Raw genomic sequence first — 25,375 nt, 5'->3', positions numbered from 1 at the left:
CTCAAGCGCCCTGTTGCACCCATGTGGTGGCACTGTGGTGTGCCTGTGAGTGCGATTGCCAATTCGTTTCGGGGGCGGGCGTCGGCACGGCCGGCGCGAGCGCGGGCAGATGCACGGTGAACACCGTGCGTCCGGGAACGCTGTCCACGGTGACCGCGCCGCCGTGTGCGGTCGCGACCGCCTGCACGATGGCGAGACCCAGCCCGGTCGATCCCGTCGAGCGGGACCGCGCCGAGTCACCGCGCGCGAACCGCTCGAAGACATGCGGCAGCAGATCGGGCGGGATGCCCTGGCCGTTGTCCTCCACGTCCACGCACATCCACGGCCCGCGCCGCTGCACCCGGGCGGTGATCGTCGTACCGGGCGGGGTGTGCTTGCGGGCGTTGCCCAGCAGGTTGATCAGGACCTGCTGGACACGGGCCGCGTCCGCCGACACGAGAGCCGGTTCGTCGGGCAGGTCGAGCCGCCAGTTGTGGTCCATGCCGGCCGCGCGCGAGTCGCTGACGGTGTCCACGACGAGCGGGATGAGGTCGGTCTGGTCGAACTGGAGCGGCCGCCCCGCGTCGAGGCGGGCGAGCAGCAGCAGGTCCTCCACGAGCAGGGTCATCCGCCCGGCCTCGGACTCGATCCTGCCGAGGGCGTGCTTGGTGTCGGGCCCGGTCTGTTCCCGGCCGCGCCGGGTCAGCTCGGCGTATCCGCGGATCGACGCGAGGGGGGTCCGCAGCTCATGGCTGGCGTCGGCGACGAACTGCCGTACCCGCATCTCGCTCTGCTGGCGGGCGTGCAGGGCGCCGTGGACGTGGTCGAGCATGCGGTTGAGCGCGGCACCGACCTGGCCGACCTCGGTGTGCGGGTCGGTCTCGGACTCGGGGACGCGTTCGTTGAGGGTGACTTCGCCGGTGTGCAGGGGGAGTTCGGAGACCCGGGTGGCGGTGGCGGCCACGCGGCGCAGCGGGCGGGTGGCGACGCCGACGAGCACGTAGCCCGCGATGCCCGCGGCCACCAGGCCGGCGGCGGTGACGCTCAGCTCGACCAGGATCAGGGTGTTGATGGTGTTGTCGACCTCGGAGGTCGGAACGGCGACGTAGTAGTTGCCGCTGTCCCCGCTCTTGTACTCGACGCGGAAGTCGCCCACACCCGGGATGCCCACGGTGTGCTGCTTGCCGTCCTGCGGGACGGAACCGAGCGCGGCGAGCTGGGCGCTGCTGAGCGTCTTCGAGGTCATCTGCAGATCGCTCGCCTGCTTCACCCCGCGACGGGCGTCGGTGATGGAGCCGTTCTCGACCTTGGCGATGATCGTGCCCTGGGGCTGCGGGCCCTTGGTGACGAAGTCCGACAGGGAGGTCGGGTGGACCTGCGTGCCCGTCTGCGCCTTCCCGTCCGGCGCACCGAGGCCGTCCTTCGGCTGCTGGCCTCCGGGCGGCCCGAACGAACCGGACGCACGCGAGGCCGACTCGTTCAGCTGGCCGTCCAGCTGACCGTACAGATGCGAGCGCAGCGCGAGGGTGGTCACGGTGCCGATCACCGCGCACACCACCGCGATCAGCGTCACGGACGCGACGACGAGCCGGGTCCGCAGGGTGCGCGGCTTGCCCGCTCGTTTCTTCTGCGCACGCGGCCGTCGTCGCCCGCTCATGACGCGGCGGGCTTGATCAGGTAACCGGCCCCACGCCGGGTGTGGATCATCGGCTCACGGCCGGCGTCGATCTTGCGCCGCAGATACGAGATGTAGAGCTCGACCACATTGGCCTGCCCACCGAAGTCGTACGACCACACACGGTCGAGGATCTGCGCCTTGCTGAGGACCCGCCGGGGGTTGCGCATGAGGAAGCGCAGCAGCTCGAACTCGGTCGCCGTGAGGTGGATGCCCTCACCGGCCCGCGACACCTCGTGGCTGTCCTCGTCGAGGGTGAGGTCACCCACGACCAGCACGGAGTCCGAGCGCCGGTCGGCCGCACCGGAGCGGCGGATCAGCCCGCGCAGCCGGGCCACGACCTCTTCGAGGCTGAAGGGCTTGGTGACGTAGTCGTCGCCACCGGCGGTGAGTCCGGCGATACGGTCCTCGACGGCGTCCTTCGCCGTCAGGAACAGCACGGGCACATCCGGCAGCTCCCGGCGGAGCCGGCCGAGGACGGTGAGGCCGTCCATGTCGGGCAGCATCATGTCCAGCACGATGGCGTCGGGCCGGAACTCGCGCGCGGTCTGGATCGCGCCGGTCCCGTCACCCGCACTGCGGATCTGCCACCCCTCATAACGAAGGGCCATGGACAGCAGCTCGGTGATCGACAGCTCGTCGTCCACCACAAGCACTCGGACGGGGCTCCCGTCCGGCCTCAGCAGTTCGGTGCGCCCCTGGGGCGAGGTCGTGGTCATAGTGGACACCTTGTCGGGGCCCCCTAAGAACACGCTTTCCGGAGTCTGTGATTTTCCTGAGAAACGCACAGCCACCACTCAGGGAACGCCTTGGAACCGCTTGCCCTGCCCTCATCCAACGGTCACCGACCCGTGCTCTCCCCCGTACCGGCCGGCCGCTCAGGCCACCCTCACAGACCACCCACACAAGCCATCGACACAGGCCGCCCTCACAGGCCGAACAGCCGCGCCGCGTTGTCGTGGCAGACCGCGCGCAGCCAGTCGTCACCGAGGTCCAGCCGCTCCAGGGCGTGCAGTTGGTGCAGGTAGGGATAGGGGATGTTCGGGAAGTCGGTGCCGAGCAGGATCCGGTCGCCGAGCGCGGCCAGCCGGGGGAGTGCGCGGGGAGGGAAGGGCGCGAGCCGTTCGCTGAAGTCCGTGAACGTCATCGTCGTGTCCAGCCGCACCTCGCCGTACCGCTCGGCCAGGTCCAGGAAGTCCTCGTACTCCGGCATCCCCATGTGCGCGAACACCAGCCGCAGCCGGGGGTGCCGGGCCAGCACCCGGGCGATCGGCTCGGGCCCGGTGTGCTTGCCGGGCGCGGGCCCCGACCCGCAGTGGATCACGACGGGCGTCCCGCTCTCGGCGAGCAACCCCCAAGCGGGGTCGAGCAGTTCATCGGCCGGGTCGTACGCCCCCACCTGCACGTGCGCCTTGAAGACCCGCGCCCCGGCGTCGAGTGCCTGCCGCACATAGACCTCGACTCCCGTCTCCGGGAAGAGGGTCGAGGTGTGCAGACAGTCAGGCGTCCGCGCGGCGAACTCCACGGCCCAGCCGTTGAGCCACTGGGCCATGCCGGGCTTGTGCGGATAGAGCATGGCGGTGAAAGCGCGTACCCCGAACTCCCTTATCCGCGCTACCCGTTCGGCCTCCGCGTCCCGGTAGGTGATCGGCCACTCCAGGGCTCCGCCGGTCGCGGGTCCAAGGGCGTCGAAGTAGGCCCAGACCTTCCGCAGAACCTGCTCGGGCATGAAGTGGGTGTGCACGTCGATCAGTCCGGGCAGGCCCAACCCCCGCCAGAACCGGCTCACTTCGACGGCTTCGGTCATACGTCCGCTCCTGTTTCGACGCCCCGCTCGAATCCCCGGCTGTACTCGACCTTGGCGATGTGCAGCGAGTACCGCTCGTACCAGTGTTCCCGCCCGTACTCCTTCGCCGCACGATGCTCCGCGTGCGCACGCCATGCCTCGATCCCGGCGAGGTCCCGGAAGTAGGCCACGGTGATCCCCACCCCGCCCGGCACCCGGGCCGAGTCCTCCCCGAGGAATCCGGGAATCCCCTTCACCAGCTCCCCCATCCGCTCGGCCGTCTCCCCGTATCCGCCATCGCCCTCGGTACGGAGGGAGGTGAAGACGACGGCGTAGTAAGGGGGTTGATGGGCGGGGACAGGTGCAATTCCGTGATCGCTCATGTCATCCACGATCCGTCCCCACCCCGAGCCGAGTCCACCGCCTTGCCGAAAGGGATCCATGGGGGATCCAAGTCTTGACCTTGAGGGGTGGGTGGCGGGTAAGTGGGCGGGCGGGTGGTGGTGGAGCCGCGGCAGCGGTGAGGTGTGGGCAGCGCGGTGTGACGTGCACGCCCCGCAGGCCTCTCTTCCACCTTCTGGCCTCTCCGCCCTCTCCGCCCTCTCCCCCTTTGTCCCCCACCCCCCCTTCCCCACCCCCACCCCCACCCCACGCCCCGCCCCTCCTCCGCCCCCCTCAGAACAACCCCTCCTGCACCCCCGCTCCCTCCGCCTCCCGCCTGAACTCCCGCACCGGCACGGTGAATCCCCCCGTGTCACCTCCGGAGGAACCCGCCGGGATCAGCTCCCACCCCGTCATCAACCGGCTGTCGAGCACGATCACCCCTCGCTCGGTGGCGAGGTGAAGGTCCGGCCCGGCGGCGGCCACCACCTCCCCGCTCACCGTCCCGCCCGCGACGAGCCCGCTCACCTCGCCCACCGGGGCCGGAAGTCCCGGGAGGCCGAACACGTCGGCGTGGTCCACCGGGTGGTACGGCTCACGGCGGAGCGACTCCGGCCAGTCGCGCAGCGCCACCGCGCGGACGTGCAGGTCGGCGATCTCGGCGGCCCGCTCCGCCGCCGACCCCGGCAGCGCGGACCGTACGGCGCGCTTCTCGGCGTAGGGGATCCGGTCCGGGACGCGCAGTGCGGCGCGCAGGAGTTCCTCCGAGCGGCGGGCCGCCATCAGCGGGCCCAGGCCGAGCCAGCTGAAGCAGACGGCACCCTGCTCAAGGAGCCGCGCGGAACCCCGTTCTTCGGCGGTGATGCCGACCTTGAGCAGGCCGGGGCCGAACCAGGCCAGATATACGTGGTACGGCCGCGGGTCGTCCGCGATGGTGTCGGCGGCCACCGAGTGCGCCCGGTCCAGCCGCGCACACTCCTCGCACCGCGCCCCCGTACTCCGCTCCGGCACCGCCGCCCGCAGCGGACAGGCGTGCCCCCGCGCTCCCACACATGTCCGCCCGCCCCCTTCCGCGACCTCGAAGGCCACCCGCTTCCCCCGGGGCAACGGGCTCCCGCGCCCGCCGTCCCACTTCAGCTCGGGACCGTCCGCAGCCCACCGCAGCCCCGAGCACTTCCATGTCCGTGCCATCCCTCACGAGATTAGACGGCACCACTGACAACGCCCTCAGCCCGAGGTTTCACCGACCGGGGCGGGCTCCCGGGCCACGGCCGCGCGCGCCTCGACCGCCGGCCCGCGATCCCGGCCCCGCCCCGCCAGCCGGCACCCCACACACCCGGCGTGCCCCGCCCGCGCCGACGGGTCCCGTACCCGCATCGCCCACTGCTCCCGGCCCCGCCTCCCCGGCGGCTTCCCCCAGCCGGTGAGGTGGAGCGCCCAGGTGACCAGGGCGCTCACCGCCACGATGCCCAGCCCCGCACCGATCAGGAGGGCCGACACCGCGCACACGCCGACCCCGGCGACGGTCGTCCCGACGGTCGCGATGCCGAATCCGGTCCAGCCCGCGACCGTATGCCCCTCGTCATACTGATGAGCGCCCTGGTGTGGGCCTTGATGCGCGCCTTGATGTGCACTCATGCCTCGACCTTCCCTTCGCACTTGTCTCACCATCTAAGAAGTTTAGAGCAGAAACCTCTCACGAGCTAAGGCAATAACGATGCAAGCCAAGCCCCGCCCCGCCGCCACCCCGGCGCAGGCGCTGGACGCGATGGACTCCCTCATCGCCGACGCCCAGCTCGGCCAGCAGGAAATGGCCGAGCGGCTGGGCGTGAACGTCACCGATCTCGTCTGCTTCGGCTGGGTCCTGAAGGCCGGCGAGAACCTCCTCACCGCGGGCGACCTCGCCGAACACGCCCACGTCACGACGGGCGCGGTGACCGGCATCCTCAACCGGCTGGAACGCGCCGGTTTCATCACCCGCGTCCCCGACCCCACCGACCGCCGCCGCGTCCGCGTGGCCTCGGTACCGGCCGCGGTGACCCGACTCACCGCCCTCTACGGCCCCTACTACGACCGTCTCAACGCCCTCTTCGCCGACTACTCCCCCGCCGAGATCGCCGTACTGTCCGACTGGTTCACGCGCGCGTCGGCGCTGACGCACGACTACATCGAGGAACTCCGCGCCGGGGACGAGCAGGTGTGAGCGGGTGCCGCCCCAGCGCGTAGGGGGGTAGACCCGACCCCCTTGGTGGAGCCCGCTGCACCAAGGGTTCGGGAGACCGCTTCATCGTGCGCGGAACCGTACGACGGCATCGTTGAGCCCAGCCGGTCACGAGGGTCGGCACAGGCCGGACGGCCGCCGTACGGAGGGACCTCCCATGAAGTCGCTGCTCTCGCCGAAGCCGGGAAGGGCGACCACGGGGAGGATCGCCGGGGTGTCCGGCGGGAGGCCCAAGGAGACGGGCACGCCTGGGGCGTTGGCGTCGTTCGTCAGGTTCGTGGTGTGCGGCGGCGGGGTCGGGGTGCTGTCCAGCGCGGCGGTGCCGCTGCTCGCCGCGCTGATGCCGTGGGTGGCGGCGAACGCCCTGATCACGATCGCCTCGACCGTCCTCTGCACGGAACTGCACGCGCTGTTCACCTTCGGCACCGGGCGCCGCCCCGGCCTGCGCGAGCACGGGCAGTCGGCGGGTTCCGCCACGGTGGCCTACGCGGCCACGTCCGCGGCGATACTCGTGCTGCACACCGTCCAGCCGTCCCCGGGGATGCTCACCGAGCAGACCGTGTACCTCGGGGCCTCCGCCCTCGCCGGCATCGGCCGCTTCCTGGTGCTCCGCCTGTTCGTCTTCGCCGACAGGGCCCCGCGAGCCGCGGCGATCCAGCTCCCGGTACGGCCGGCACACGTGTCGCCGGTGGCCCCTGTGGCACCCGTGTTCAGCGCGGCGGCGTAAGGCCCCGCGCCCGGAAACCGGCCGTCAGCGGCGTGCGACGCGTCGTTGACTGAGGGGGCTTCGCCGGGCCCGGGCATGCAGGACCGGCCCGTCGGGTTCCGGGGCCCGGCCCGCCGTGACTAGCCCGCCCTGCGGTACGCCTCGTCCAGGTCCGAGAAAGCCGTTTGCCCGTCGTCGAGCAGCAGGGTCTCGTCCTCCCCGAAGTCCGGGGCCTGGAAGGGGTTCGTCGCCGGAGGGGGCGATCCCGCGTTGGGATGGCGGGACGCCCCTTCCGGGGCGGAGAACAACGAGGTCAGGTCGATGAGAGGTCTCCCGTTCGTTACAGGCCGCTGGGACCTGGTGTGCCGTGACCGGGCACGGCGGTCCTACAGCTTGCTCATCTTGGCGTACGGACTCAGGATGCGCTCCTGGACCGACCCGAAGTCGACGAGCACCGCGATGCCGTCCTCGATGCCGATGACCCGGCCGAGGCCGTACATGTCGTGTGTGACCTGGTCGCCCACGGCGAACTGCTTGGGTGCCGCCGCGGCCGGGGCCTTGAAGGGACTGGTGGGCAAATAGCGCTTCGGTGCAGCTGGCTTTGTCATTGACTCCAGTATGGGCCTAGACACGCCGCTCGCTGAGGCCGTCCACATCGCTTGTTCATCACAGATCGGGCACTCGGGAACCACGACGAAGTCTCGGACGTACCCCTCACGCCCCTGACCTGGCGCTTCCCGCACCCGCCCCGGAACCGTCCGAAAACCACCGCCCGCCTTCGAAACAACGGACGCCGGGGCACGACCGGAACGGGACCAGGACGCGGCCGTCGCGGCCCCCGCCCCCGGGACATCCGCGGATCCCGGTGCGGCCCCACCACCATCACGGGGACGCCCCCTGCGGACGACGGTTCGGGGTGGGTGGGCCGGGCGCAGGGGCCGCCCGGCCACGGTCACCAAGACGGCAACCAATACAGAAAGTTGAGACGGCCAACGACGAAGGGCCCCACCGCGAACGGTGGGGCCCTTCGACATCGTGCCCGGTGAGGCACTGGCGGAGGATACGAGATTCGAACTCGTGAGGGGTTGCCCCCAACACGCTTTCCAAGCGTGCGCCCTAGGCCACTAGGCGAATCCTCCGCGGCAAACAATACAAGACGTTGAGGAGTGCTCGCGAACTCGTTCCCCCCGCTCAGATCCTGTAGCCTGTGCGGAGCCCCTCACGCGGCGCTATCTGACTGAACTCCCCCAGGGCCGGAAGGCAGCAAGGGTAGGTTGGCTCTGGCGGGTGCGTGGGGGGCGCTTGCGTTCCCGGGGCGGGGAGTGCCGCCGTGGATCCTGTCGGCGGCCCGCGTTGTCAGTGGGCGCCTATAACCTCGTACGCGTGTCGTCTCTCGCGCTGTACCGCCGTTATCGCCCGGAGTCGTTCGCCGAGGTCATCGGGCAGGAGCATGTGACCGACCCGCTGCAGCAGGCGCTGCGGAACAACCGGGTCAATCACGCGTACCTGTTCAGCGGACCGCGCGGCTGCGGCAAGACCACGAGCGCGCGCATCCTGGCCCGCTGTCTGAACTGCGAGAAGGGCCCCACCCCGACCCCCTGCGGCGAGTGCCTCTCCTGCCGCGACCTCGCGCGCAACGGCCCGGGTTCGATCGACGTCATCGAGATCGACGCCGCGTCTCACGGTGGCGTGGACGACGCCCGTGAGTTGCGCGAGAAGGCGTTCTTCGGACCCGCGAGCAGCCGTTACAAGATCTACATCATCGACGAGGCCCACATGGTCACGTCGGCCGGCTTCAACGCGCTGCTCAAGGTCGTGGAAGAGCCCCCGGAGCACCTCAAGTTCATCTTCGCGACGACCGAGCCCGAGAAGGTCATCGGGACGATCCGGTCGCGGACGCATCACTACCCCTTCCGGCTCGTCCCGCCCGGCACCCTGCGCGACTACCTGGGGCAGGTGTGCGGGCAGGAGGACATCCCCGTGGAGGACGGCGTGCTGCCGCTCGTCGTGCGCGCGGGCGCCGGTTCCGTGCGTGACTCCATGTCCGTCATGGACCAGTTGCTCGCGGGGGCGACCACCGACGGTGTGACGTACGCCATGGCGACCTCCCTCCTCGGCTACACCGACGCCTCGCTCCTGGACTCCGTCGTCGAGGCCTTCGCCACCGGTGACGGCGCCGCCGCCTTCGAGGTCGTCGACCGCATCATCGACGGGGGCAACGACCCGCGCCGTTTCGTCGCCGACCTGCTGGAGCGCCTCCGCGACCTGGTGATCCTCGCCGCCGTCCCGGACGCCGTCGAGAAGGGCCTCATCGACGCCCCGGCCGATGTCCTGGAGCGGATGCAGGCCCAGGCAGGCACCTTCGGCGCCGCCGAGCTCAGCCGCGCCGCCGACCTCGTCAACACCGGCCTCACCGAGATGCGCGGAGCCACCTCCCCGCGCCTCCAACTGGAGCTGATCTGCGCCCGGGTGATGCTCCCCGCCGCCTACGGCGACACACAGTCCGTCATGGCCCGCCTCGACCGACTTGAGCGCGGCGTCAACTTCTCCGGTGCCGCCGCCGCGCCCGCCATGGGCTACGTCCCCGGCCCCGACGCCCACGTCCAGGCGCAGCCCGCTGCCCAGGCCCACGCCCCCGTCCCCCCGGGCGGCGGAGCCGCCGCGGCACGCGCAGCCGTACGAGGCCCGGGCGCCCCCGGCACCCCCCCGCCCGCGATGCCGGCGGAACAGCCCCCCGCACCCGTCGCCTACGCCCAGCCGACCCCACCCACCCCGGAACCCCAACAACCCCAGCCCCAACAGCCCCAACAGCCCCAACCCCAGGCCCAGCCCGCCGCCCCCGCCCCCGGCGCCTGGCCCACCGCCACGGCCGCGGGCAGCGGCAGGCGCCCCGGCGGCTGGCCCACGGCGACCCCGGCGGGCGGCGGCCAACCCGCGGCCCCGGTGCGCAACACCCCCACGCCCACCCCCGCACAGGCCCCCGCACCCCAGACCCAGCCCCAGACCCAAGCGGCTCCGCCCCCGGCGGGCGGCCCCGACCCCCGCACCCTCTGGCCGAACATCCTGGAAGTGGTCAAGAACCGCCGCCGCTTCACCTGGATCCTGCTCAGCCAGAACGCGCAGGTCACCGGCTTCGACGGCACGACCCTCCAGATCGGCTTCGTCAACGCCGGCGCACGGGACAACTTCAACAGCAGCGGCAGCGAGGACGTCCTCAAGCAGGCGCTGTCCGAGCAGTTCAACGTCCAGTGGAAGATCGAGGCGGTCGTCGACCCGTCGGGCGGCGGCACCCCGCCCCCGCAACAGGGCGGTCCCTACGGCGGCGGTGGCGGCGGCACACCCGGCGGCTACGGCGGAGCCCCGACCGGCGGCTACGGCACCCCGGCCCCCGCGGCACCGGCCGCCCCCCGCCCGGCCTCCGCCCAGCCCACCCCCACGCCCTCTTCACCCCAGGCCCAGGCCCCCGCTCAACCCCCCACCCCTCCGGCCCCCGCCCCCCGCACGGTCTCCGCCGAGGACGACACCCCGGAGGACGATGACCCCGACCTCGACGAATCCGCCCTCTCCGGCCACGAACTGATCGTCCGAGAGCTGGGAGCAACGGTGATGGAAGAGTTCACCAACGAATAGCCGCCACCTCTCGGCCCCGCTCACCCCAACCCCCTAAGGGGCGCGGGGAACTGCGCGCCCGCCCCCACCCACGCGCGCCCCGCAGACAACCGAAGCCCCCACCCCGACCCCGGCTCCGATCCGGCCCCCACCCCGCCCCACCCCCACCGTGACCTAGGCTGACCCCGTGAAGGTCCTCGTCATCGGTACCGGTGCCCGCGAACACGCCCTCTGCCGCTCCCTGTCCCTAGACCCCGACGTCACCGCCCTGCACTGTGCCCCCGGCAACGCAGGCATCGCCGAGGTGGCCGAGCTGCACCAGGTAGACCCCCTCGACGGCGCAGCCGTAGCCGAACTGGCGACGACGCTCGGCGCCGAACTCGTGGTGGTCGGCCCGGAGGCCCCCCTCGTCGCCGGCGTGGCCGACGCCGTACGCGAGGCAGGCATCCCGGTCTTCGGCCCCTCCGGTGAAGCCGCGCAGCTGGAAGGCTCCAAGGCGTTCGCCAAGGAAGTGATGGCGGCAGCCGGCGTGCCGACCGCCCGTTCCTACGTCTGCACGACCCCGGCAGAGGTCGACGAGGCCCTCGACGCCTTCGGCGCGCCGTATGTCGTGAAGGACGACGGACTCGCCGCGGGCAAGGGCGTCGTCGTCACCGCCGACCTCGACGCGGCGAAGGCACACGCGAACGCCTGCGAGCGGGTCGTCATCGAGGAGTTCCTCGACGGCCCCGAGGTCTCCCTGTTCGCGATCACGGACGGCGTGACCGTCGTACCCCTCCGGCCCGCGCAGGACTTCAAGCGCGCGCTGGACGGCGACGAGGGCCCGAACACCGGTGGCATGGGCGCGTACTCCCCGCTGCCGTGGGCCGACCCGAAGCTGGTGGACGAGGTCATGCAGACCGTCCTCCAGCCCACCGTCGACGAGATGCGCCGCCGGGGCACCCCCTTCTCGGGTCTCCTCTACGCCGGTCTCGCGATCACGAGCCGCGGTGTGCGGGTCATCGAGTTCAACGCCCGCTTCGGCGACCCGGAGACCCAGGTGGTCCTGGCCCGCCTGAAGACCCCGCTGGCCGGCGTCCTGCTCGCCTCCGCGAACGGCACCCTCGACGACCTCGCCCCCCTGCGCTGGAGCGAGGACGCGGCGGTCACCGTCGTCATCGCCTCGCACAACTACCCCGGCACCCCCCGCACCGGCGACCCGATCACCGGCCTCGACGAGGTGGCCGCCCAGGACGCCCCGCACGCGTACGTGCTGCACGCCGGGACCAGGCAGGACGGCGACGACGTCGTCAGCGCGGGCGGCCGTGTCCTGTCCGTCACGGCGACCGGCACCGACCTCGCCCAGGCCCGCGAGCGCGCGTACGCGGCCGTGGCCCGTGTCCGCCTCGACGGCTCCCAGCACCGTACGGACATCGCGGAGCGGGCGGCGGCGGGCGACGAGTAGGAGGAGGGCGAGGAGGGCGAGGAGGGCGAGGAGGCAGAGGCCGGCCGGCCGACGCGCCCCGGACCTCCCCGCCCGGACCTTCCCGCCCCGACCTTCCCGCCCCGGACTTCCCGCCCCGGACTTCCCCCGCCCCGACCCTCCTCCCCGCCCGGAAAACACCCGGTATCACCGGACTCCGATGAACCCTGCAGGCCCCGAATCCGTCTCACGATTCGGGGCCTGATCCTTGCCCTCTGTCATCCACCTTTCCCCTGAGCCATTCCATCGAGTGACCGATGCCCCAACCGGCTGACGGGGGCCGGGGCCCCAACTATGGTGCGGCGCAAGCGTTCCGGCACTTGGCCCACCGGCATTGCGATGTCAGTGGCGGGTGCCACAGTGGGGGAGTGAGCAACGCCAGCGGAGCGGGACAGCACGGAGGGGGTGAGGTCAGGTCGTGACCGGTATGGGTGTGGAGGCGGGCGCGCAGGCGGCGCGGTCCAGGGCCTTGGCCGTGCTGCGCATCCGCAGCCGGGCGCTGGCCGTCGCCCTGTTGCCCGCGGCCGTCGCGGTGATCCTGCTCGCGGGCGGTGCCACCGGCCATCTCGTGGGCCGGGGCTGGGACGTCTCCCGCTGGGTCGTGGGCGTGGCCGCGATCCTCGTGCTGCTCGCGGCCGGTGCCATCGCGCTGGTCGTCGCCCGGGCCCGCCCCGCGGTCAGTCCCACGGTCGCGATCGCTGAGGAGTCCGCCCCGGACCTGTACCGCATGGTGCGCGACCTGGCCGACCGCCTCGACGTCCCCGCACCCTCCGCGATAGCCCTCACCCCGGACTGCGACAGCTGGCTGGAGGACCGCACCCACCCGGCCCACGGCCTGCCCCCGCAGGAGGACCGCGACGAGATCACGGGCGTACGGGGCCTCGCCCCGGGCCGTTCCCGTCGTACGGCCGCCGCGCCCGTCCTCGTCATCGGCTCGCCGTTCCTGTGGTGGATGCGGGTGGGCGAGCTGCGCGCGGTGCTCGCGCCGGTCGTCGCCGGCACGGGCCCCTCCGCGCACCCGGACATAGCCGCGGCCCGCCGTTTCGTCCGGGGGCTGGACGCGGCGGTGGCCGTGACCTCGGCACCCCGCGGGCCCGTGTTCCGTTCGGTGCTCGCCGGTGTCGGCTGGGTCGCCCGGCTGCTGCTGCGCAGTTGCCGGGGCCACGCGGCCGAGATGGAGCGCGGGGTGGCCGCCGCTGCCGCCGAGCGCGCACAGGCCGTGGACTACGGCCTGCGGATCGTCGCGCAGGAGCAGGTGGGCCTGGCGTACGCGGGCTGGGACCGGCTGCTGACCCGGGTCGCGCTGCCCGCGTGGCGGATGGGCCGCTGGCCGTCCCGGCTGGACGCGGGTGTGGTCGCCGCGCTCACGGAGCTGTCCCGGCGCGACCGGCTGGCCGAGGGCTTCGCCTCCCGGCTCGGTGAGCGTCCGGCCTGTGACCTGCTCGAAGAGCCCGGTTCGATGGACGAGGCGACCTCACTCCTCGCCGCCCGTCTCTTCCACGGCGGCCCCGCCGAGGCCGGTCCCGACTGGGCGCCGGTGGACTGGCAGGAGTATCCGGAGGAGGTCGTCGACCGTAAGTGGCGCACGGACGCGGCCCGTCTCCACCGCGTCCTGGACACCCTCGGCGTCCGCCGCGCCCCCGACCCGGCGACCCCCCACCACGACGCCCCGACCCTGGCCCGGGTGGTGGACCACCTGACGGACCCGACGGCGGAGATCGCGCCGTACGGCGAGACGGAGGGGGAGGAGAGGCGACACGAGCGGGCGGAGGAGGCGGAGGGGGAGATCGCCGGCGCCGTACCGTTCGGCCTGGACGCCCCCTTCCCCGAGCCGGAGCCGTACAAGGCGATGGCGGCCGACGACGACGATGAACTCGGAGAGGGCGGCTCCCCGCACAGCGCGGCCCTCGCCGCGGGTCTCACCGCGGAGCTGGCACGCGAGGAGGCCGCGGCCCCGCCGCCGAGTTCGGCACCGCCGGGGCAGGGCCCGGACACCGGACTCTGGGACGACGGTTCGCTCCCCCTCTTCCCGCTCCAACCACCGCGTACGGGAAGGGAGTTGCTCGCCGATCACGTCACGGCGATGGTGTGCTGCGCCGCGATGGACACGGCGGGCGCGACCCCAGGCCTCGACTGGCTCGACGGCCCGACCCTGCTCGTGAACGGCGAGCGGGCGGCCGATCTCGCCCCGAGAGTCCTCTGTCTCGTCGAGGACGGCGACCCGGCCCCTCTGCGGGCCTGGCTGATCGACCTCGGCATACGCCCGGAGAAGCCGGTCCGCCTCGGTTGACCTCGGCCGCCGCTCCGATCCCGCTCGCCCCCATGCCTCCATACCCCCAGGGGCGCGAGGAACCGCACGGCCGCGGCCAACCCCCACGAGCGCGCACTCCGCACACAACCGAGCCGGCCCACCAGCTACGTCACCGCCTCCCCCCACCCACCCGTACCGGAACCAGACCCTCCACTTTTGGTCAATTAGCGACGACCAGTGACAGGGTGAGTGCTTAATGTGATGTGCTGGGCCCGATCCCGTACGTGGCAAGGGCTCGTGACATACGACAAGTGAACGAAGCACCACCACGGCGCGTGAGGGAGGGGAGCGACCATGGGCTCGGAGCAGATCCGCCGCTGGGAGTCGGGAGCGCTGGCGCACGCCGTCACGGACCCCTTCGGGCAGGGCCCCGTCCCCTGGCTCCGGGGCAGCGAGACCTACTTCGACGACACCGGCCACGTGGTCCCCTGGTACGTGGACCCGGCCCCCGCCCACACCCCCGGCAGGGACACCCCCAGGCTCCCCGCGCCGCGAGGCTCCGGCGGTGCACCCCGCTCCGCCGACGACGTCCGCCGCCAGATCAAGGGGTTCACCTCGGCCGGCGCGGTCGCCCCCGGCGAGGCCCTCGACTTCCATGTCACGGTCGACCCGCCCCAGGAGTTCGCCGTCGACATCTACCGCATCGGCCACTACGGCGGTGACGGCGCCGCGAAGATCACCACCAGCCCGCGCCTCTCGGGCATAGTGCAGCCCCCGCCGCTCACCGCCGACCGTACGGTCTCCTGCCATCACTGGTGGCTGTCCTGGCGTCTGCAGATCCCGAGTTACTGGAGCATCGGCGCGTACGTCGCCGTCCTCACCACCGCCGACGGCTACCGCTCGCACATCCCCTTCACGGTCCGCGACAGCCACCCCGCCGACCTGCTCCTGCTGCTGCCGGACATCACCTGGCAGGCGTACAACCTCTACCCGGAGGACGGCCACACCGGCGCCAGCCTGTACCACGCGTGGGACGGCGACGGCCGTCTCCTCGGCGAGTCCGAGGCCGCGACGACGGTCTCCTTCGACCGCCCGTACGCGGGCGCGGGCCTGCCCCTGCATGTGGGCCACGCCTACGACTTCATCCGCTGGGCCGAGCGCTACGGCTACGACCTCGCCTACGCCGATGCCCGCGACCTGCACTCGGGGCGCGTGGATCCCACCCGTTACCGGGGCCTGGTCTTCCCGGGCCACGACGAGTACTGGTCACTGCCCATGCGCCGTACCGTCGAACTCGCCCGCGAGAGCGGCACGTCCCTCGTCTTCCTCTCCGCCAACACCATGTACTGGCAGGTGGAGTTGGGGCCGTCCCCGTCCGGCGTCCCCGACCGCCTGCTCACCTGCCGGAAGCGCCGGGGCCCGGGCAAACCGGTGCTGTGGCGTGAAGTCGACCGTCCCGAGCAGCAGTTGGTGGGCATCCAGTACGCGGGCCGGGTGCCCGAGCCGCACCCCCTGATCGTGCGCAACGCCGACCACTGGCTGTGGGAGGCGACCGGCGCCGGCGAGGGCGACCCGGTCGAGGGCCTGGTCGCGGGCGAGGCCGACCGGTACTTCCCGCGCACCCAGCTTCCTCCGCACGAGGAGCGCATCCTGCTCGCCCACTCCCCGTACACGGACGGCGAGGGCGTCCTCCGCCACCAGGAGACCTCGCTGTACCGCGCGCCGTCCGGCTCCCTCGTCTTCGCCTCCGGCACCTTCGCCTGGTCCCCGGCCCTGGACCGTCCCGGCCATGTGGACGCCCGCGTCCAGCGGGCCACGGCCAACCTCCTGGACCGCATCTGCAAGCACGACTGACCCCGTGACCAGCGGTCGGCCAACCCCGCGACCAGGGGACGGCCGCGCATACGGGACAATCGAGCCAGTTGGACAGACCCACTGGAGGAACCCGTGTCCGGATTCGTAGAAAAGCCCGAGCCGCTCCAGGTTCCGGGCCTGACGCACCTCCACACCGGCAAGGTGCGCGAGCTGTACCAGAACGAGGCGGGCGAGCTCGTGATGGTCGCCAGCGACCGCATCTCCGCGTTCGACTGGGTGCTGCCCACCGAGATCCCCGACAAGGGCCGGGTCCTCACCCAGCTGTCGCTCTGGTGGTTCGACCAGCTCGCCGATCTGATCCCCCACCATGTGCTCGGCACCGACCTGCCGCCCGGCGCCCCCGCCGACTGGGCGGGCCGCACGCTGATCTGCAAGTCCCTCCAGATGGTCCCGGTCGAGTGCGTGGCCCGCGGCTACCTCACCGGCTCGGGCCTGCTGGAGTACGACGTCTCCCGCACGGTCTGCGGCCTCGCCCTGCCCGAGGGCCTGGTCGACGGCAGCGAACTCCCCTCGCCGATCTTCACCCCGGCGACGAAGGCGGCCGTGGGGGAGCACGACGAGAACGTGTCGTACGAGGAGGTCGCCCGGCAGGTCGGCGCGGACACCGCCGCACGGCTGCGGCAGGCGACCCTCGCGGTGTACGGGCGGGCCCGGGACATCGCGCGGGAACGGGGGATCATCCTCGCGGACACGAAGTTCGAGTTCGGCTACGACGGGGAGACGCTGGTCGCGGGCGACGAGGTCCTCACCCCGGACTCGTCCCGTTTCTGGCCGGCCGAGGAGTGGGAGCCGGGGCGCGCGCAGCCGTCGTACGACAAGCAGTTCGTGCGGGACTGGCTGACCGGTCCTGAGTCCGGCTGGGACCGCAGGAGCGAGCAGCCTCCGCCGCCGCTGCCGCAGCAGGTCGTGGACGCGACCCGTGCCAAGTACGTGGAGGCGTACGAGCGCCTGACCGGCCTGAGCTGGGGCTAGACACACGAGAAGACCCCGGTCCACTGGACCGGGGTCTTCGTCTTGAGCGGACGACCAGGTTCGAACTGGCGACCTCAACCTTGGCAAGGTTGCGCTCTACCAACTGAGCTACGTCCGCGCTGCGCCGTGGCGCGAGAGCAACTATACCCAACCTCGCTCGCGTGCGAGACGCACTGCCGTATGACGGTTCTCGGCACCGAGTTTCGAGGCGGCGGAGGAGAGGTAGTTGCGCACGGTGCCCTGCGAGAGCGCGGCCCGTTCGGCGATCTCCGCGACCGGCGCCCCGTCGGCGGCCAGTTCCAGCACCTCGGCCTCACGGGCGGTCAGCGGGGAGTCCCCGGCGGAGATCGCGTCGGCGGCCAACTCGGGGTCGACGTAACGGTTTCCCGCGTGCACGGTACGGATGATCTCCGCGAGCCGCTGCGCGCTGACGGTCTTCGGCACGAACCCGCGCACCCCGGCCGCGAGCGCCCGCTTCAGATGCCCCGGCCGCCCGTGCCCGGTCACGATCAGCACCCGGCAGCCGGGCAGTTCGGCCCGCAGCGATGTGGCCACCTTCACACCGTCCGCCCCCGGCATCTGGAGATCGAGCACCGCCACATCCGGCTCATGCGCCCGGGCCATGGCCAACGCCTCGGGCCCACTCGCCGCCTCGGCCACCACCACGAGGTCATCCTCCAGCCCGAGCAGCGCGGCGAGCGCACCCCGGATCAGATGCTCGTCGTCGGCGAGCAGAAGTCTTACGACGGGGGCGGTCATGGGGTGCTCCTGGTCGAGGTGGGAAGGGTGCGGGGGTGATCCGCGGGCCGTGCGACGGCGAGGCGCTCTCGCGCACGGCGGGCGGAGGCCGTACGAAGCTTTCGGCCGCCGGGTCCTGGGCCGCCGCCCCGGCCACCTCCGCCGCCCGGCGGGCACGCGGCGCGCACCGGCGTCATGAGACGTCGGCTCCCGGTCCCGCGCCCGTCGCCGAGGGCACCGGCACGGTGGCCGTGACCCGGAAGTGGTCGTCGTCCACCGGGCCCGCCTCCAGTGCGCCGCCGACCGCGCTCAGCCGTTCGCGCAGTCCGATCAGGCCCGCGCCGCTGCCGCCCTCGGGTGCCGTGCCCGCCACCTTCGCGCCGTCGTTCCCGACGGTCAGGACGACCCGGCCCCCGGCCACCCGTACCTCCACCACGCATCGCCTCGCATCCCCGTGCCGGAGCACGTTCGTCGTCGCCTCGCGGACCACCCAGCCGAGCGCCGACTGGACCTCGACCGGCAGCCCCACCGCGTCGCCCGTCACCTCGCACTCGATGCCCGCGGCGCTCAACACGCCCTGCGCGCCCGCCAGTTCGAGCCGGAGATCGGCCTCGCGGTAGCCCCGTACGACATCGCGCACCTCACGCTGGGACTCGCGGGCGATCCGCTGCACCTCGATCATCTGCTCGACGGCCTCGGTCCGTCCCCGGCGGGCCAGCTGCACGGCCAGTTCGCTCTTCAGGGCGATCACCGACAGGTTGCGGCCCATGACGTCGTGGAGGTCGCGGCCGAACCGGAGCCGTTCCTCGGCGACGGCGAGGCGGGCGCGGGTCTCCCGGGCCTCGTCGAGTTCGTAGACGGCGTCGAGCAGCCAGACGGAGAACGCGGCGGTGAAGGCGAGTCCGCCGCCCGCGACGAGGACGGCCAGCGCGGTGCCGAGCGCGGCCGGGGCGGCCACCTCCAGCGGGAGCTGTGCGAGCAGCGTGCCGGCGACCGCGCCCGCCACCATCGTGAGGATCTGCCGCCGCCCGCGCATCCCGAGGGTCAGCGTCCCGGCGCCGAAGGTCAGCACCCCCACGAAGACCGTGCTCGCGGCGGCCCGCGCCTGGTCGTCGGCGGGACCCCGTTCGCGCAGGACCAGCGCGACCAGGGCGATCAGCACGGTCACCGAGCCGAGGAACCACATCAGCCGGACCGGCCGTGGGCGCCGGTCGCGGGTCCAGTCGAGCGCCCGGGACGCGGTCGCCGAGCAGATCAGCGCGTGCACGGCCACGAGGGCCGCGAGCCAGCTCGCCGTGCCCGCCCCGACCTGCGCGAACAGCGGCAGTCCGAGCGAGGTGACCTCGACCAGGGCGAAGAAGTGGAAGGACCACCGGGTGTAGGTCTCGACCTTCCCGGGCGTGCTCTTCCGTCCCCACCAGCCGCCGGATGCCTGCATCACATGGTCCCCGTACCTCAGCGCCGCGGTTCCCAGCGGAACCACCGCCGTACAGCAAACACCGCGAGGACGGTCCAGGCCAGCGCGGTCAGGACGGCGCCGAGCGCGTCGTAGCCGGACAGGTCGCCGTTCCAGCCGCCGCTGATCAGCCGGATCGCGGGGGAGAAGGGCAGGAACCGGCAGACGTCCGCGACCCGGTCGGGCAGCAGCTGGAGCGGGATGATGATCCCGGAGCCGAGCATGGAGGCGAACAGCACCGGCAGCGCGGTCACCTGCGCGCTCTCCGCCGTCCTGGTCACGCTCGCCGTGAGGGCGGCCAGCGCGGCGGCCAGGAAGAGCCCGAACAGCAGCCCCAGGACGAAGAGTTGGGGCATCGCGGGCGTCCCCGCGTCCAGCAGCAGCGCGCAGGCCACCGCGAGCAGCACGGACTGGACGAGCCCGAGGACCACCGACGGCAGCGCGGTCCCGGCGAGGATCTCGGGGTCGCCCAGCTCGCCGGTGCGCAGCCGCTTGAGGACCAGTTCCTCCCGTCGCGTGACGAACGCGCTGACCAGCGACGAGTACACGGCGAACAGCAGCGAGAACCCGACCGCGGCGGTGAGCATCACCGCGCCGACCGACAGCCCCTCGCCCTTGAGGTCCATCTGGTCGACGGCGGGCCGCACGCTGAACGGCAGCGCCAGCGGCACCAACAGGGCCGTGAACATCGCACCCCGGTTCCGCCCGAGCAACGCCAGCTCGGCCCGCCCCAGTGCCCGCAGCCGCCCGGCCGGGGTCGTCGTGGCACTCATGCCGCCACCTTCCGCTCCCGGGCGATCCCGAGGAACGCCTCCTCCAGCGAGGCCGACCGCACCTCTAGCCGCCGCAGCTCGACCCGCCCCCGCTCGGCCCACACCAGCAGCCCGGTCGCCGCCCGCTGCGGTTCGTGCGTCTCCAGCCGTACGACCCGCCCGGCCACTTCGTGCCCGACGATCCCCAGGTCGGCGAGCGGCGGCAGGTCCCCCACGAAGAATCCGGCGGGCAGTTCGAAGGAGATCCGTGACGGCTGCCCGGCCGTCACCTCGGCCGGGGTCCCGGTGACCGCGATCCGCCCCTCCCGCATGATCGCGAGCCGGTCGGCGAGGCCTTCCGCCTCCTCCAGGTAGTGGGTGGTGAGCAGCACGGTCGTCCCGCCGTCCCGCAGCGCCCGCACCAACTCCCAGGTGTCCTGGCGCCCTTCGGCGTCGAGTCCGGTCGTCGGCTCGTCGAGGAACAGCACCTCGGGCGACCCGAGCAGCGCCAGCGCGAGATCGAGCCGCCGCCGCTCACCCCCGGACAACTGCTTCACCCGTACGTCGGCCCGCCGCGCGAGCCCGACCAGGCCGAGCGCCTCCGCCTCGGGCCGCGCCCCGCTCGTGCACCCGGCCCACATCCGCGCGGTCTCGGCGACGGTCAGCTCGGACGGGAACCCGCCCTCCTGGAGCATCACCCCGGTCCGCGGCCGTACGGCGGCCCGCTCGCGGTGGGGATCGTGGCCGAGGACGCGCACCCGGCCGCCGGACGCCGGTGCGAGGCCTTCCAGGAGTTCGACCGTGGAGGTCTTGCCGGCGCCGTTGGTGCCCAGCAGCGCGAAGACCTCCCCGCGGTGCACGGAGAAGCTGATTCCGCGCACGGCCTCGAACCCGCCCCCGTACACACGGCGTAGGTCAGTGACCTCAATCACGTGTTCGTGTTCGTTGGTGTCCATGACATCAGCGTCCCGGCGAACGGGGCGCGGACGCAGTGCGCGGTGTCATCACTCGGCATGACAAATGTCAGACGCGTGGTGGTGGACGTCCGGGCGCCGGGCGCACAAAAAACCCCGGTCCACCCGGACCGGGGTTTTTGCTGGAGCGGACGACCAGGTTCGAACTGGCGACCTCAACCTTGGCAAGGTTGCGCTCTACCAACTGAGCTACGTCCGCATTGCCTCCGACCGGCTCTCACCGATCGGCGCGAGCACTAGCCTACCCGATCCACCGGAGTGGTTCGGACGGTGATGCCGCAGAGCGGGTGACAGGAATTGCACACTGCGCCTTCCCCCTGGAAGGGGGATGTTCTGCTACTGAACTACACCCGCGTGTACTCCGTGAGCTGGGCCTTTCGGCCTTGCCCCTCGGCGTGCTCCGAACTCTAGCTGACCAGGAGGGGTGCAGCGCAAGTCGGTTGTCCCGAGGGGCCGATGACCGGCTGTCGGCTCGGGGCCTGCGGCCCGTGTCCTGCCGCCGGTTCAGGTCCCGCCGCCCCTACTGCGCTGCGGCGAACGCCTCGTAGACCTTCTTGGGGATGCGTCCGCGCGCCGGCACGTCCATCTTGTTCGCCTGGGCCCAGGCCCGGACGGCCGCCGGGTCGGGTGCCACCTCGGTCTGGCGGTAGGCCTTGCCCGACCTCGACCGCTTGCGACCTGCGTCCACGTAGGGCGCGAGCGCCTTACGCAGTTTCTTGGCATTGGTTTGATTCAGGTCGATCTCGTACGACTTGCCGTCGAGCCCGAAGGCGATCGTTTCCGCCGCTTCCGAGCCGTCGATGTCGTCAAAGAGAGTGACCACGACCTTCTGCGCCACGAATATCGGTCCCTTCGTGCGACCCCTCCGACACCTCTCTCCGTGAGGACGTAGGGAGACGTCACGGAGGTGCGGAGATGTCGACTGTCCGCCTGTTAATGGGCAAAGTATCGGCTATTGCCAATTCATTTGTACAGTGCCCGGCAATGCAATGTGAAGCCCGACTAAATCTCCCCGCGTGTCTCCGCGCAATAGGGAACCGGGATCGATCCGGGATCTTTCCCTGAACTTTTCGTGAAGACCCCCGCCCGACACCGGATCGTGATGGTCATCACGTAGATTCCTACAACTCTACCCGCGTAGAAATTTTGTGCAGGTAGTCTGAAGTCACCTGCAGGGACCTGCTCAGCACCACACCACCGGGAGTGCCCGTGGCACGCGTCGTAGTCGACGTCATGCTCAAGCCGGAGATCCTCGACCCCCAGGGCCAGGCGGTGCAGCGCGCACTGCCGCGCCTGGGATTCGACGGGATCTCCGACGTACGTCAGGGAAAGCGATTCGAACTGGAAGTGGACGGACCGGTCGACGAGGCCGCGCTCGCCCGCATCCACGATCTTGCGGAATCCTTCCTCGCGAACACCGTGATCGAGAACTTCACGGTGCGCGTCGATGAAGTCGCGGAGGCCGCGAAGTGACCGCTCGTATTGGCGTCGTCACTTTCCCCGGCAGCCTGGACGACCGCGACACCCAGCGCGCGATCCGTCTCGCCGGTGCCGAACCGGTAGCCCTCTGGCACAAGGACAAGAACCTCCACCAGGTCGACGCCGTCGTCCTCCCGGGCGGTTTTTCCTACGGCGACTATCTGCGCGCGGGCGCCATCTCCCGTTTCTCGCCGGTGATGGAGACGGTCATCGAGCAGGCGAAGTCGGGGCTCCCCGTCCTCGGAATCTGCAACGGCTTCCAGATCCTCACCGAGGCGCACCTCCTCCCCGGCGCGATGCTCGGCAACAACCACCTCCACTTCATCTGCCGTGACCAGAAACTGCGGGTGGAGAACGCGGACACCGCCTGGACCAGCGACTACAGCGCCGGCCAGGAGATCCACATCCCGCTGAAGAACATGGACGGCCGCTACGTCGCCGACGAGCACACGCTCGACGAGCTGGAGGCGGAGGGCCGCGTCGTCTTCCGCTACCTGACCGACGGCGAGGCCGCTCACGGCTACGGCAACCCGAACGGCTCGCTGCGCGACATCGCCGGCATCACGAACGCCGCCGGGAACGTCGTGGGCCTCATGCCGCACCCGGAGCACGCCGTCGAGCCGCTCGTCGGGTCCGGCCGCACCGACGGCCTTCCCTTCTTCACCTCGATCCTCAAGAAGCTGGTCAACGCATGAGCCGGACGCCTCTGGACACGGTCGAGCACGCGGCCGAGACCCCCGACGTCGAGCTGCCCTGGGCCGAACTCGGCCTGAAGAAGGACGAGTACGAGCGCGTGGTCGAGATCCTCGGCCGCCGCCCGACCGGCGCCGAGCTGGCCATGTACTCCGTCATGTGGTCCGAGCACTGCAGCTACAAGTCCTCCAAGGTCCACCTCCGCCAGTTCGGCGAGAAGGCACCTCAGTCGGACGCCCTCCTCGTCGGCATCGGCGAGAACGCGGGCGTCGTCGACGTCGGCCAGGGCTACGCCGTCACCTTCAAGGTGGAGTCGCACAACCACCCCTCCTACGTCGAGCCCTACCAGGGCGCGGCCACGGGCGTCGGCGGCATCGTGCGCGACATCATCGCGATGGGTGCCCGCCCGGTGGCCGTCGTGGACCCGCTGCGCTTCGGCGCGGCCGACCACCCCGACACCAAGCGCGTCCTGCCGGGCGTCGTCGCGGGCATCGGCGGCTACGGCAACTGCCTGGGCCTGCCCAACATCGGCGGCGAGGTCGTCTTCGACGCCTGCTACCAGGGCAACCCGCTGGTCAACGCCGGTGCCATCGGCGTCATGCGGCACGAGGACATCCACCTCGCGAAGGCCTCCGGCGCGGGCAACAAGGTCATCCTCTACGGCGCCCGCACGGGCGGCGACGGCATCGGCGGCGCGTCGATCCTCGCGTCCGAGACCTTCGACGACGCCAAGCCGTCGAAGCGTCCGGCGGTCCAGGTGGGCGACCCCTTCCAGGAGAAGCTGCTCATCGAGTGCACCCTGGAGGCCTTCGCCGAGAAGCTGGTCGTCGGCATCCAGGACCTCGGCGCGGCCGGACTCTCCTGCGCCACCAGCGAGTTGGCGTCCAACGGCTCCGGCGGCATGACGGTCACCCTGGACGACGTCCCCCTCCGTGACTCGACCCTCTCGCCCGAGGAAATCCTCATGAGCGAGTCGCAGGAACGCATGTGCGCGGTCGTCGAGCCGTCCAAGGTCGACCGCTTCCTGGAGATCTGCGAGAAGTGGGACGTCATCGCCACGGTCATCGGTGAGGTGACCGACGGCGACCGGCTGGAGATCTTCTGGCACGGCGGCAAGATCGTGGACGTCGACCCGCGCACGGTCGCGCACGACGGCCCGGTCTACGAGCGCCCGTACGCCCGCCCGTCCTGGCAAGACGCGCTCCAGGCGGACGACGCCAACTCGCTTGCGCGCCCCGGTACTCCGGAGGAGCTCAAGGCCCAGGTCCTGGCGCTGGTGTCGTCCCCGAACCAGGCGTCCAAGAAGTGGATCACCTCGCAGTACGACCACTTCGTGCAGGGCAACACCGTGCTGGCGCAGCCCGAGGACTCGGGCATGATCCGCATCGACGAGGAGTCCGGCCTCGGCGTCGCCATCGCGACGGACGGCAACGGCCGGTACGCGAAGCTCGACCCGTACGCGGGCGCCCAGCTGGCGCTCTCGGAGGCGTACCGGAACGTGGCGACGACGGGTGCGAAGCCCCTCGCGGTCTCCGACTGCCTGAACTTCGGTTCGCCCGAGGACCCGGAGGTGATGTGGCAGTTCGCGGAGGCGATCCGTGGACTGGCCGACGCCTGCCAGCAGTTGGGCACGCCGGTCACCGGCGGCAATGTCTCCCTCTACAACCAGACGGGCGACGTCGCGATCCACCCGACGCCGGTCGTGGCCGTGCTGGGCGTGATCGACGATGTCGCCCGCCGCACCCCGGTCGCGTTCCAGGAAGAGGGCCAGCTCCTTTACCTGCTCGGCGACACCCGTGAGGAGTTCGGCGGCTCGGCCTGGTCCCAGGTCGTCCACGACCACCTCGGCGGGCTGCCCCCGAAGGTCGACCTGGAGCGCGAGCGGCTGCTCGCCGAGATCCTGATCTCCGCCTCCCGCGACGGCATGATCGACTCCGCGCACGACCTGTCCGACGGCGGTCTGATCCAGGCGGTCGTGGAGTCGGCGCTGCTCGGCGAGAAGGGCGCGCGGCTGATCGTGCCCGACGGTCTGGACGCGTTCACCCTCCTCTTCTCGGAGTCGGCGGGCCGCGCGGTCGTCGCCGTCCCGCGCTCGGAGGAGCTGCGCTTCAACGACATGTGCGGCGCGCGGGGTCTGCCCGTCACCCGCATCGGTGTCGTCGACGGTGAATCCGTGGAGGTCCAGGGCGAGTTCACGCTCTCCCTGGCGGAACTCCGCGAGGCGCACGAGGCGACGATCCCGGCGCTGCTGGCGTAGTACCGCCTGGCCGAGGATTACAAGAACGTTCGTGGAACGGTCTGCGTGACCGTTCCACGAACGTTTTTTGCGTACCGGCGCCGACCGGTACCGACCGGCACCGCCGTTG

At 71.6% G+C, this 25,375-nt stretch carries 23 protein-coding genes, 4 tRNA genes and 1 other RNA gene; 11 read left to right on the top strand and 17 right to left on the bottom strand.

The window, feature by feature from the left end:
- Position 1: 1 nt before the first annotated feature.
- The 6 genes from ACIPTO_RS22470 to ACIPTO_RS22445 all read right to left on the bottom strand — a co-directional run bounded on the left by ACIPTO_RS22470 (position 2) and on the right by ACIPTO_RS22445 (position 5,459).
- The gene (locus ACIPTO_RS22470; protein ID WP_401194908.1) at positions 2-1,636 is read right to left on the bottom strand and encodes a sensor histidine kinase; all 1,635 of its coding nucleotides are present in this window, start codon (positions 1,634-1,636) and stop codon (positions 2-4) included.
- Positions 1,633-2,373, bottom strand: a complete 741-nt coding sequence (locus tag ACIPTO_RS22465; RefSeq protein WP_328830306.1) for a response regulator transcription factor — start codon at positions 2,371-2,373, stop codon at positions 1,633-1,635. Before ACIPTO_RS22465 ends, ACIPTO_RS22470 begins: the two co-directional genes overlap by 4 nt.
- Positions 2,374-2,582: 209 nt before the next feature.
- Positions 2,583-3,461 (bottom strand): amidohydrolase family protein, encoded by an 879-nt coding sequence (locus ACIPTO_RS22460; RefSeq protein WP_401194904.1) that lies wholly within the window; start codon positions 3,459-3,461, stop codon positions 2,583-2,585.
- A complete protein-coding gene (locus ACIPTO_RS22455; RefSeq protein WP_366318943.1) occupies positions 3,458-3,823 on the bottom strand; it encodes an antibiotic biosynthesis monooxygenase in 366 nt (121 codons plus the stop codon). The genes ACIPTO_RS22460 and ACIPTO_RS22455 overlap by 4 nt, the downstream gene beginning before the upstream one ends.
- Positions 3,824-4,115: 292 nt before the next feature.
- Entirely contained in the window at positions 4,116-5,012 is an 897-nt protein-coding gene (locus ACIPTO_RS22450) for a DUF2797 domain-containing protein (RefSeq protein WP_401194901.1), read from the bottom strand.
- 36 nt (positions 5,013-5,048) lie between these two features.
- A complete protein-coding gene (locus ACIPTO_RS22445; RefSeq protein WP_401194899.1) occupies positions 5,049-5,459 on the bottom strand; it encodes an HGxxPAAW family protein in 411 nt (136 codons plus the stop codon).
- A gap of 79 nt (positions 5,460-5,538) precedes the next feature.
- Here ACIPTO_RS22445 and ACIPTO_RS22440 point away from each other — a divergent pair, with 79 nt between their 5' ends.
- Both ACIPTO_RS22440 and ACIPTO_RS22435 read left to right on the top strand, forming a co-directional pair.
- On the top strand, positions 5,539-6,024 hold the full coding sequence (locus ACIPTO_RS22440; RefSeq protein WP_366318937.1) for a MarR family transcriptional regulator: 486 nt from the start codon (positions 5,539-5,541) through the stop codon (positions 6,022-6,024).
- 175 nt (positions 6,025-6,199) lie between these two features.
- Entirely contained in the window at positions 6,200-6,769 is a 570-nt protein-coding gene (locus tag ACIPTO_RS22435; protein ID WP_401194896.1) for a hypothetical protein, read from the top strand.
- Between the two features lie 119 nt (positions 6,770-6,888).
- On the opposite strand, the gene ACIPTO_RS22430 is transcribed toward ACIPTO_RS22435, so the two are convergent.
- The 3 genes from ACIPTO_RS22430 to ACIPTO_RS22420 all read right to left on the bottom strand — a co-directional run bounded on the left by ACIPTO_RS22430 (position 6,889) and on the right by ACIPTO_RS22420 (position 7,887).
- Positions 6,889-7,056, bottom strand: a complete 168-nt coding sequence (locus ACIPTO_RS22430; protein WP_401194893.1) for a hypothetical protein — start codon at positions 7,054-7,056, stop codon at positions 6,889-6,891.
- A gap of 78 nt (positions 7,057-7,134) precedes the next feature.
- Positions 7,135-7,356 (bottom strand): hypothetical protein, encoded by a 222-nt coding sequence (locus ACIPTO_RS22425; protein ID WP_026150079.1) that lies wholly within the window; start codon positions 7,354-7,356, stop codon positions 7,135-7,137.
- Between the two features lie 443 nt (positions 7,357-7,799).
- Positions 7,800-7,887 (bottom strand) — tRNA-Ser (locus ACIPTO_RS22420).
- Positions 7,888-7,958: 71 nt separating this feature from the next.
- On the opposite strand from ACIPTO_RS22420, the gene ffs reads away from it, so the two are divergent.
- The 6 genes from ffs to ACIPTO_RS22390 all read left to right on the top strand — a co-directional run bounded on the left by ffs (position 7,959) and on the right by ACIPTO_RS22390 (position 16,917).
- Positions 7,959-8,057, top strand: an RNA gene (ffs, locus tag ACIPTO_RS22415) — signal recognition particle sRNA small type.
- Positions 8,058-8,131: 74 nt separating this feature from the next.
- The gene (locus ACIPTO_RS22410) at positions 8,132-10,378 is read left to right on the top strand and encodes a DNA polymerase III subunit gamma and tau (RefSeq protein WP_401194890.1); all 2,247 of its coding nucleotides are present in this window, start codon (positions 8,132-8,134) and stop codon (positions 10,376-10,378) included.
- A gap of 166 nt (positions 10,379-10,544) precedes the next feature.
- On the top strand, positions 10,545-11,801 hold the full coding sequence (gene purD, locus ACIPTO_RS22405) for a phosphoribosylamine--glycine ligase (protein ID WP_401194889.1): 1,257 nt from the start codon (positions 10,545-10,547) through the stop codon (positions 11,799-11,801).
- A gap of 445 nt (positions 11,802-12,246) precedes the next feature.
- Complete coding sequence (locus tag ACIPTO_RS22400) at positions 12,247-14,109, top strand: hypothetical protein (RefSeq protein ID WP_366319199.1); 1,863 nt, start codon at positions 12,247-12,249, stop codon at positions 14,107-14,109.
- Positions 14,110-14,424: 315 nt separating this feature from the next.
- Positions 14,425-15,924 carry a N,N-dimethylformamidase beta subunit family domain-containing protein gene (locus ACIPTO_RS22395; RefSeq protein ID WP_366319002.1) on the top strand — a complete coding sequence of 500 codons (1,500 nt, stop codon included), beginning with the start codon at positions 14,425-14,427 and terminating at the stop codon, positions 15,922-15,924.
- Positions 15,925-16,017: 93 nt separating this feature from the next.
- Positions 16,018-16,917, top strand: coding sequence for a phosphoribosylaminoimidazolesuccinocarboxamide synthase (locus ACIPTO_RS22390; protein ID WP_366319004.1), 900 nt, complete (start codon positions 16,018-16,020; stop codon positions 16,915-16,917).
- A 45-nt stretch (positions 16,918-16,962) separates the two neighbouring features.
- Here the strand turns inward: ACIPTO_RS22390 and ACIPTO_RS22385 are convergent.
- The 8 genes from ACIPTO_RS22385 to ACIPTO_RS22350 all read right to left on the bottom strand — a co-directional run bounded on the left by ACIPTO_RS22385 (position 16,963) and on the right by ACIPTO_RS22350 (position 21,675).
- Positions 16,963-17,035: transfer RNA gene (locus ACIPTO_RS22385), tRNA-Gly, on the bottom strand.
- A 23-nt stretch (positions 17,036-17,058) separates the two neighbouring features.
- The gene (locus ACIPTO_RS22380) at positions 17,059-17,676 is read right to left on the bottom strand and encodes a response regulator transcription factor (protein WP_366319006.1); all 618 of its coding nucleotides are present in this window, start codon (positions 17,674-17,676) and stop codon (positions 17,059-17,061) included.
- A gap of 172 nt (positions 17,677-17,848) precedes the next feature.
- Positions 17,849-19,093: a sensor histidine kinase gene (locus tag ACIPTO_RS22375; protein ID WP_401194885.1), complete on the bottom strand. Its 1,245-nt coding sequence runs from the start codon at positions 19,091-19,093 to the stop codon at positions 17,849-17,851.
- A gap of 17 nt (positions 19,094-19,110) precedes the next feature.
- Positions 19,111-19,884: an ABC transporter permease gene (locus ACIPTO_RS22370; RefSeq protein WP_366319010.1), complete on the bottom strand. Its 774-nt coding sequence runs from the start codon at positions 19,882-19,884 to the stop codon at positions 19,111-19,113.
- On the bottom strand, positions 19,881-20,819 hold the full coding sequence (locus ACIPTO_RS22365) for an ABC transporter ATP-binding protein (protein WP_366319012.1): 939 nt from the start codon (positions 20,817-20,819) through the stop codon (positions 19,881-19,883). The genes ACIPTO_RS22370 and ACIPTO_RS22365 overlap by 4 nt, the downstream gene beginning before the upstream one ends.
- Positions 20,820-20,960: 141 nt before the next feature.
- A tRNA-Gly gene (locus ACIPTO_RS22360) sits at positions 20,961-21,036 on the bottom strand.
- 83 nt (positions 21,037-21,119) lie between these two features.
- Positions 21,120-21,191: transfer RNA gene (locus ACIPTO_RS22355), tRNA-Gly, on the bottom strand.
- 166 nt (positions 21,192-21,357) lie between these two features.
- Positions 21,358-21,675: an Lsr2 family protein gene (locus ACIPTO_RS22350; RefSeq protein ID WP_359610988.1), complete on the bottom strand. Its 318-nt coding sequence runs from the start codon at positions 21,673-21,675 to the stop codon at positions 21,358-21,360.
- A gap of 371 nt (positions 21,676-22,046) precedes the next feature.
- Between ACIPTO_RS22350 and purS the strand changes: the two genes are divergently transcribed.
- From purS to purL, 3 genes are read left to right on the top strand one after another with little or no spacing between them, the layout of a single operon-like run.
- Positions 22,047-22,310, top strand: a complete 264-nt coding sequence (gene purS, locus ACIPTO_RS22345) for a phosphoribosylformylglycinamidine synthase subunit PurS (protein ID WP_366319014.1) — start codon at positions 22,047-22,049, stop codon at positions 22,308-22,310.
- On the top strand, positions 22,307-23,011 hold the full coding sequence (purQ, locus tag ACIPTO_RS22340; RefSeq protein ID WP_366319016.1) for a phosphoribosylformylglycinamidine synthase subunit PurQ: 705 nt from the start codon (positions 22,307-22,309) through the stop codon (positions 23,009-23,011). The genes purS and purQ overlap by 4 nt, the downstream gene beginning before the upstream one ends.
- Positions 23,008-25,266 carry a phosphoribosylformylglycinamidine synthase subunit PurL gene (purL, locus tag ACIPTO_RS22335; RefSeq protein ID WP_401194879.1) on the top strand — a complete coding sequence of 753 codons (2,259 nt, stop codon included), beginning with the start codon at positions 23,008-23,010 and terminating at the stop codon, positions 25,264-25,266. Before purQ ends, purL begins: the two co-directional genes overlap by 4 nt.
- Positions 25,267-25,375: the final 109 nt, after the last annotated feature.

Origin of the sequence: Streptomyces sp. NPDC090083, assembly GCF_044747445.1 — a bacterium.
In the GTDB taxonomy this organism is placed as follows: domain Bacteria; phylum Actinomycetota; class Actinomycetes; order Streptomycetales; family Streptomycetaceae; genus Streptomyces.
Note: the sequence above shows the minus strand (reverse complement) of the source record. Positions and strands in the feature narration are given on the sequence as shown.

Bases quoted from the DNA above. Each gene is read 5' to 3' on its own strand.
- ACIPTO_RS22470 (WP_401194908.1), bottom strand. From the start codon at position 1,636: ATGAGCGGGCGACGACGGCCGCGTGCGCAGAAGAAACGAGCGGGCAAG.
- ACIPTO_RS22465 (WP_328830306.1), bottom strand. From the start codon at position 2,373: ATGACCACGACCTCGCCCCAGGGGCGCACCGAACTGCTGAGGCCGGAC.
- ACIPTO_RS22460 (WP_401194904.1), bottom strand. From the start codon at position 3,461: ATGACCGAAGCCGTCGAAGTGAGCCGGTTCTGGCGGGGGTTGGGCCTG.
- ACIPTO_RS22455 (WP_366318943.1), bottom strand. From the start codon at position 3,823: ATGAGCGATCACGGAATTGCACCTGTCCCCGCCCATCAACCCCCTTAC.
- ACIPTO_RS22450 (WP_401194901.1), bottom strand. From the start codon at position 5,012: ATGGCACGGACATGGAAGTGCTCGGGGCTGCGGTGGGCTGCGGACGGT.
- ACIPTO_RS22445 (WP_401194899.1), bottom strand. From the start codon at position 5,459: ATGAGTGCACATCAAGGCGCGCATCAAGGCCCACACCAGGGCGCTCAT.
- ACIPTO_RS22440 (WP_366318937.1), top strand. From the start codon at position 5,539: ATGCAAGCCAAGCCCCGCCCCGCCGCCACCCCGGCGCAGGCGCTGGAC.
- ACIPTO_RS22435 (WP_401194896.1), top strand. From the start codon at position 6,200: ATGAAGTCGCTGCTCTCGCCGAAGCCGGGAAGGGCGACCACGGGGAGG.
- ACIPTO_RS22425 (WP_026150079.1), bottom strand. From the start codon at position 7,356: ATGACAAAGCCAGCTGCACCGAAGCGCTATTTGCCCACCAGTCCCTTC.
- ACIPTO_RS22400 (WP_366319199.1), top strand. From the start codon at position 12,247: ATGGGTGTGGAGGCGGGCGCGCAGGCGGCGCGGTCCAGGGCCTTGGCC.
- ACIPTO_RS22395 (WP_366319002.1), top strand. From the start codon at position 14,425: ATGGGCTCGGAGCAGATCCGCCGCTGGGAGTCGGGAGCGCTGGCGCAC.
- ACIPTO_RS22380 (WP_366319006.1), bottom strand. From the start codon at position 17,676: ATGACCGCCCCCGTCGTAAGACTTCTGCTCGCCGACGACGAGCATCTG.
- ACIPTO_RS22375 (WP_401194885.1), bottom strand. From the start codon at position 19,093: ATGCAGGCATCCGGCGGCTGGTGGGGACGGAAGAGCACGCCCGGGAAG.
- ACIPTO_RS22370 (WP_366319010.1), bottom strand. From the start codon at position 19,884: ATGAGTGCCACGACGACCCCGGCCGGGCGGCTGCGGGCACTGGGGCGG.
- ACIPTO_RS22365 (WP_366319012.1), bottom strand. From the start codon at position 20,819: ATGGACACCAACGAACACGAACACGTGATTGAGGTCACTGACCTACGC.
- purL (WP_401194879.1), top strand. From the start codon at position 23,008: ATGAGCCGGACGCCTCTGGACACGGTCGAGCACGCGGCCGAGACCCCC.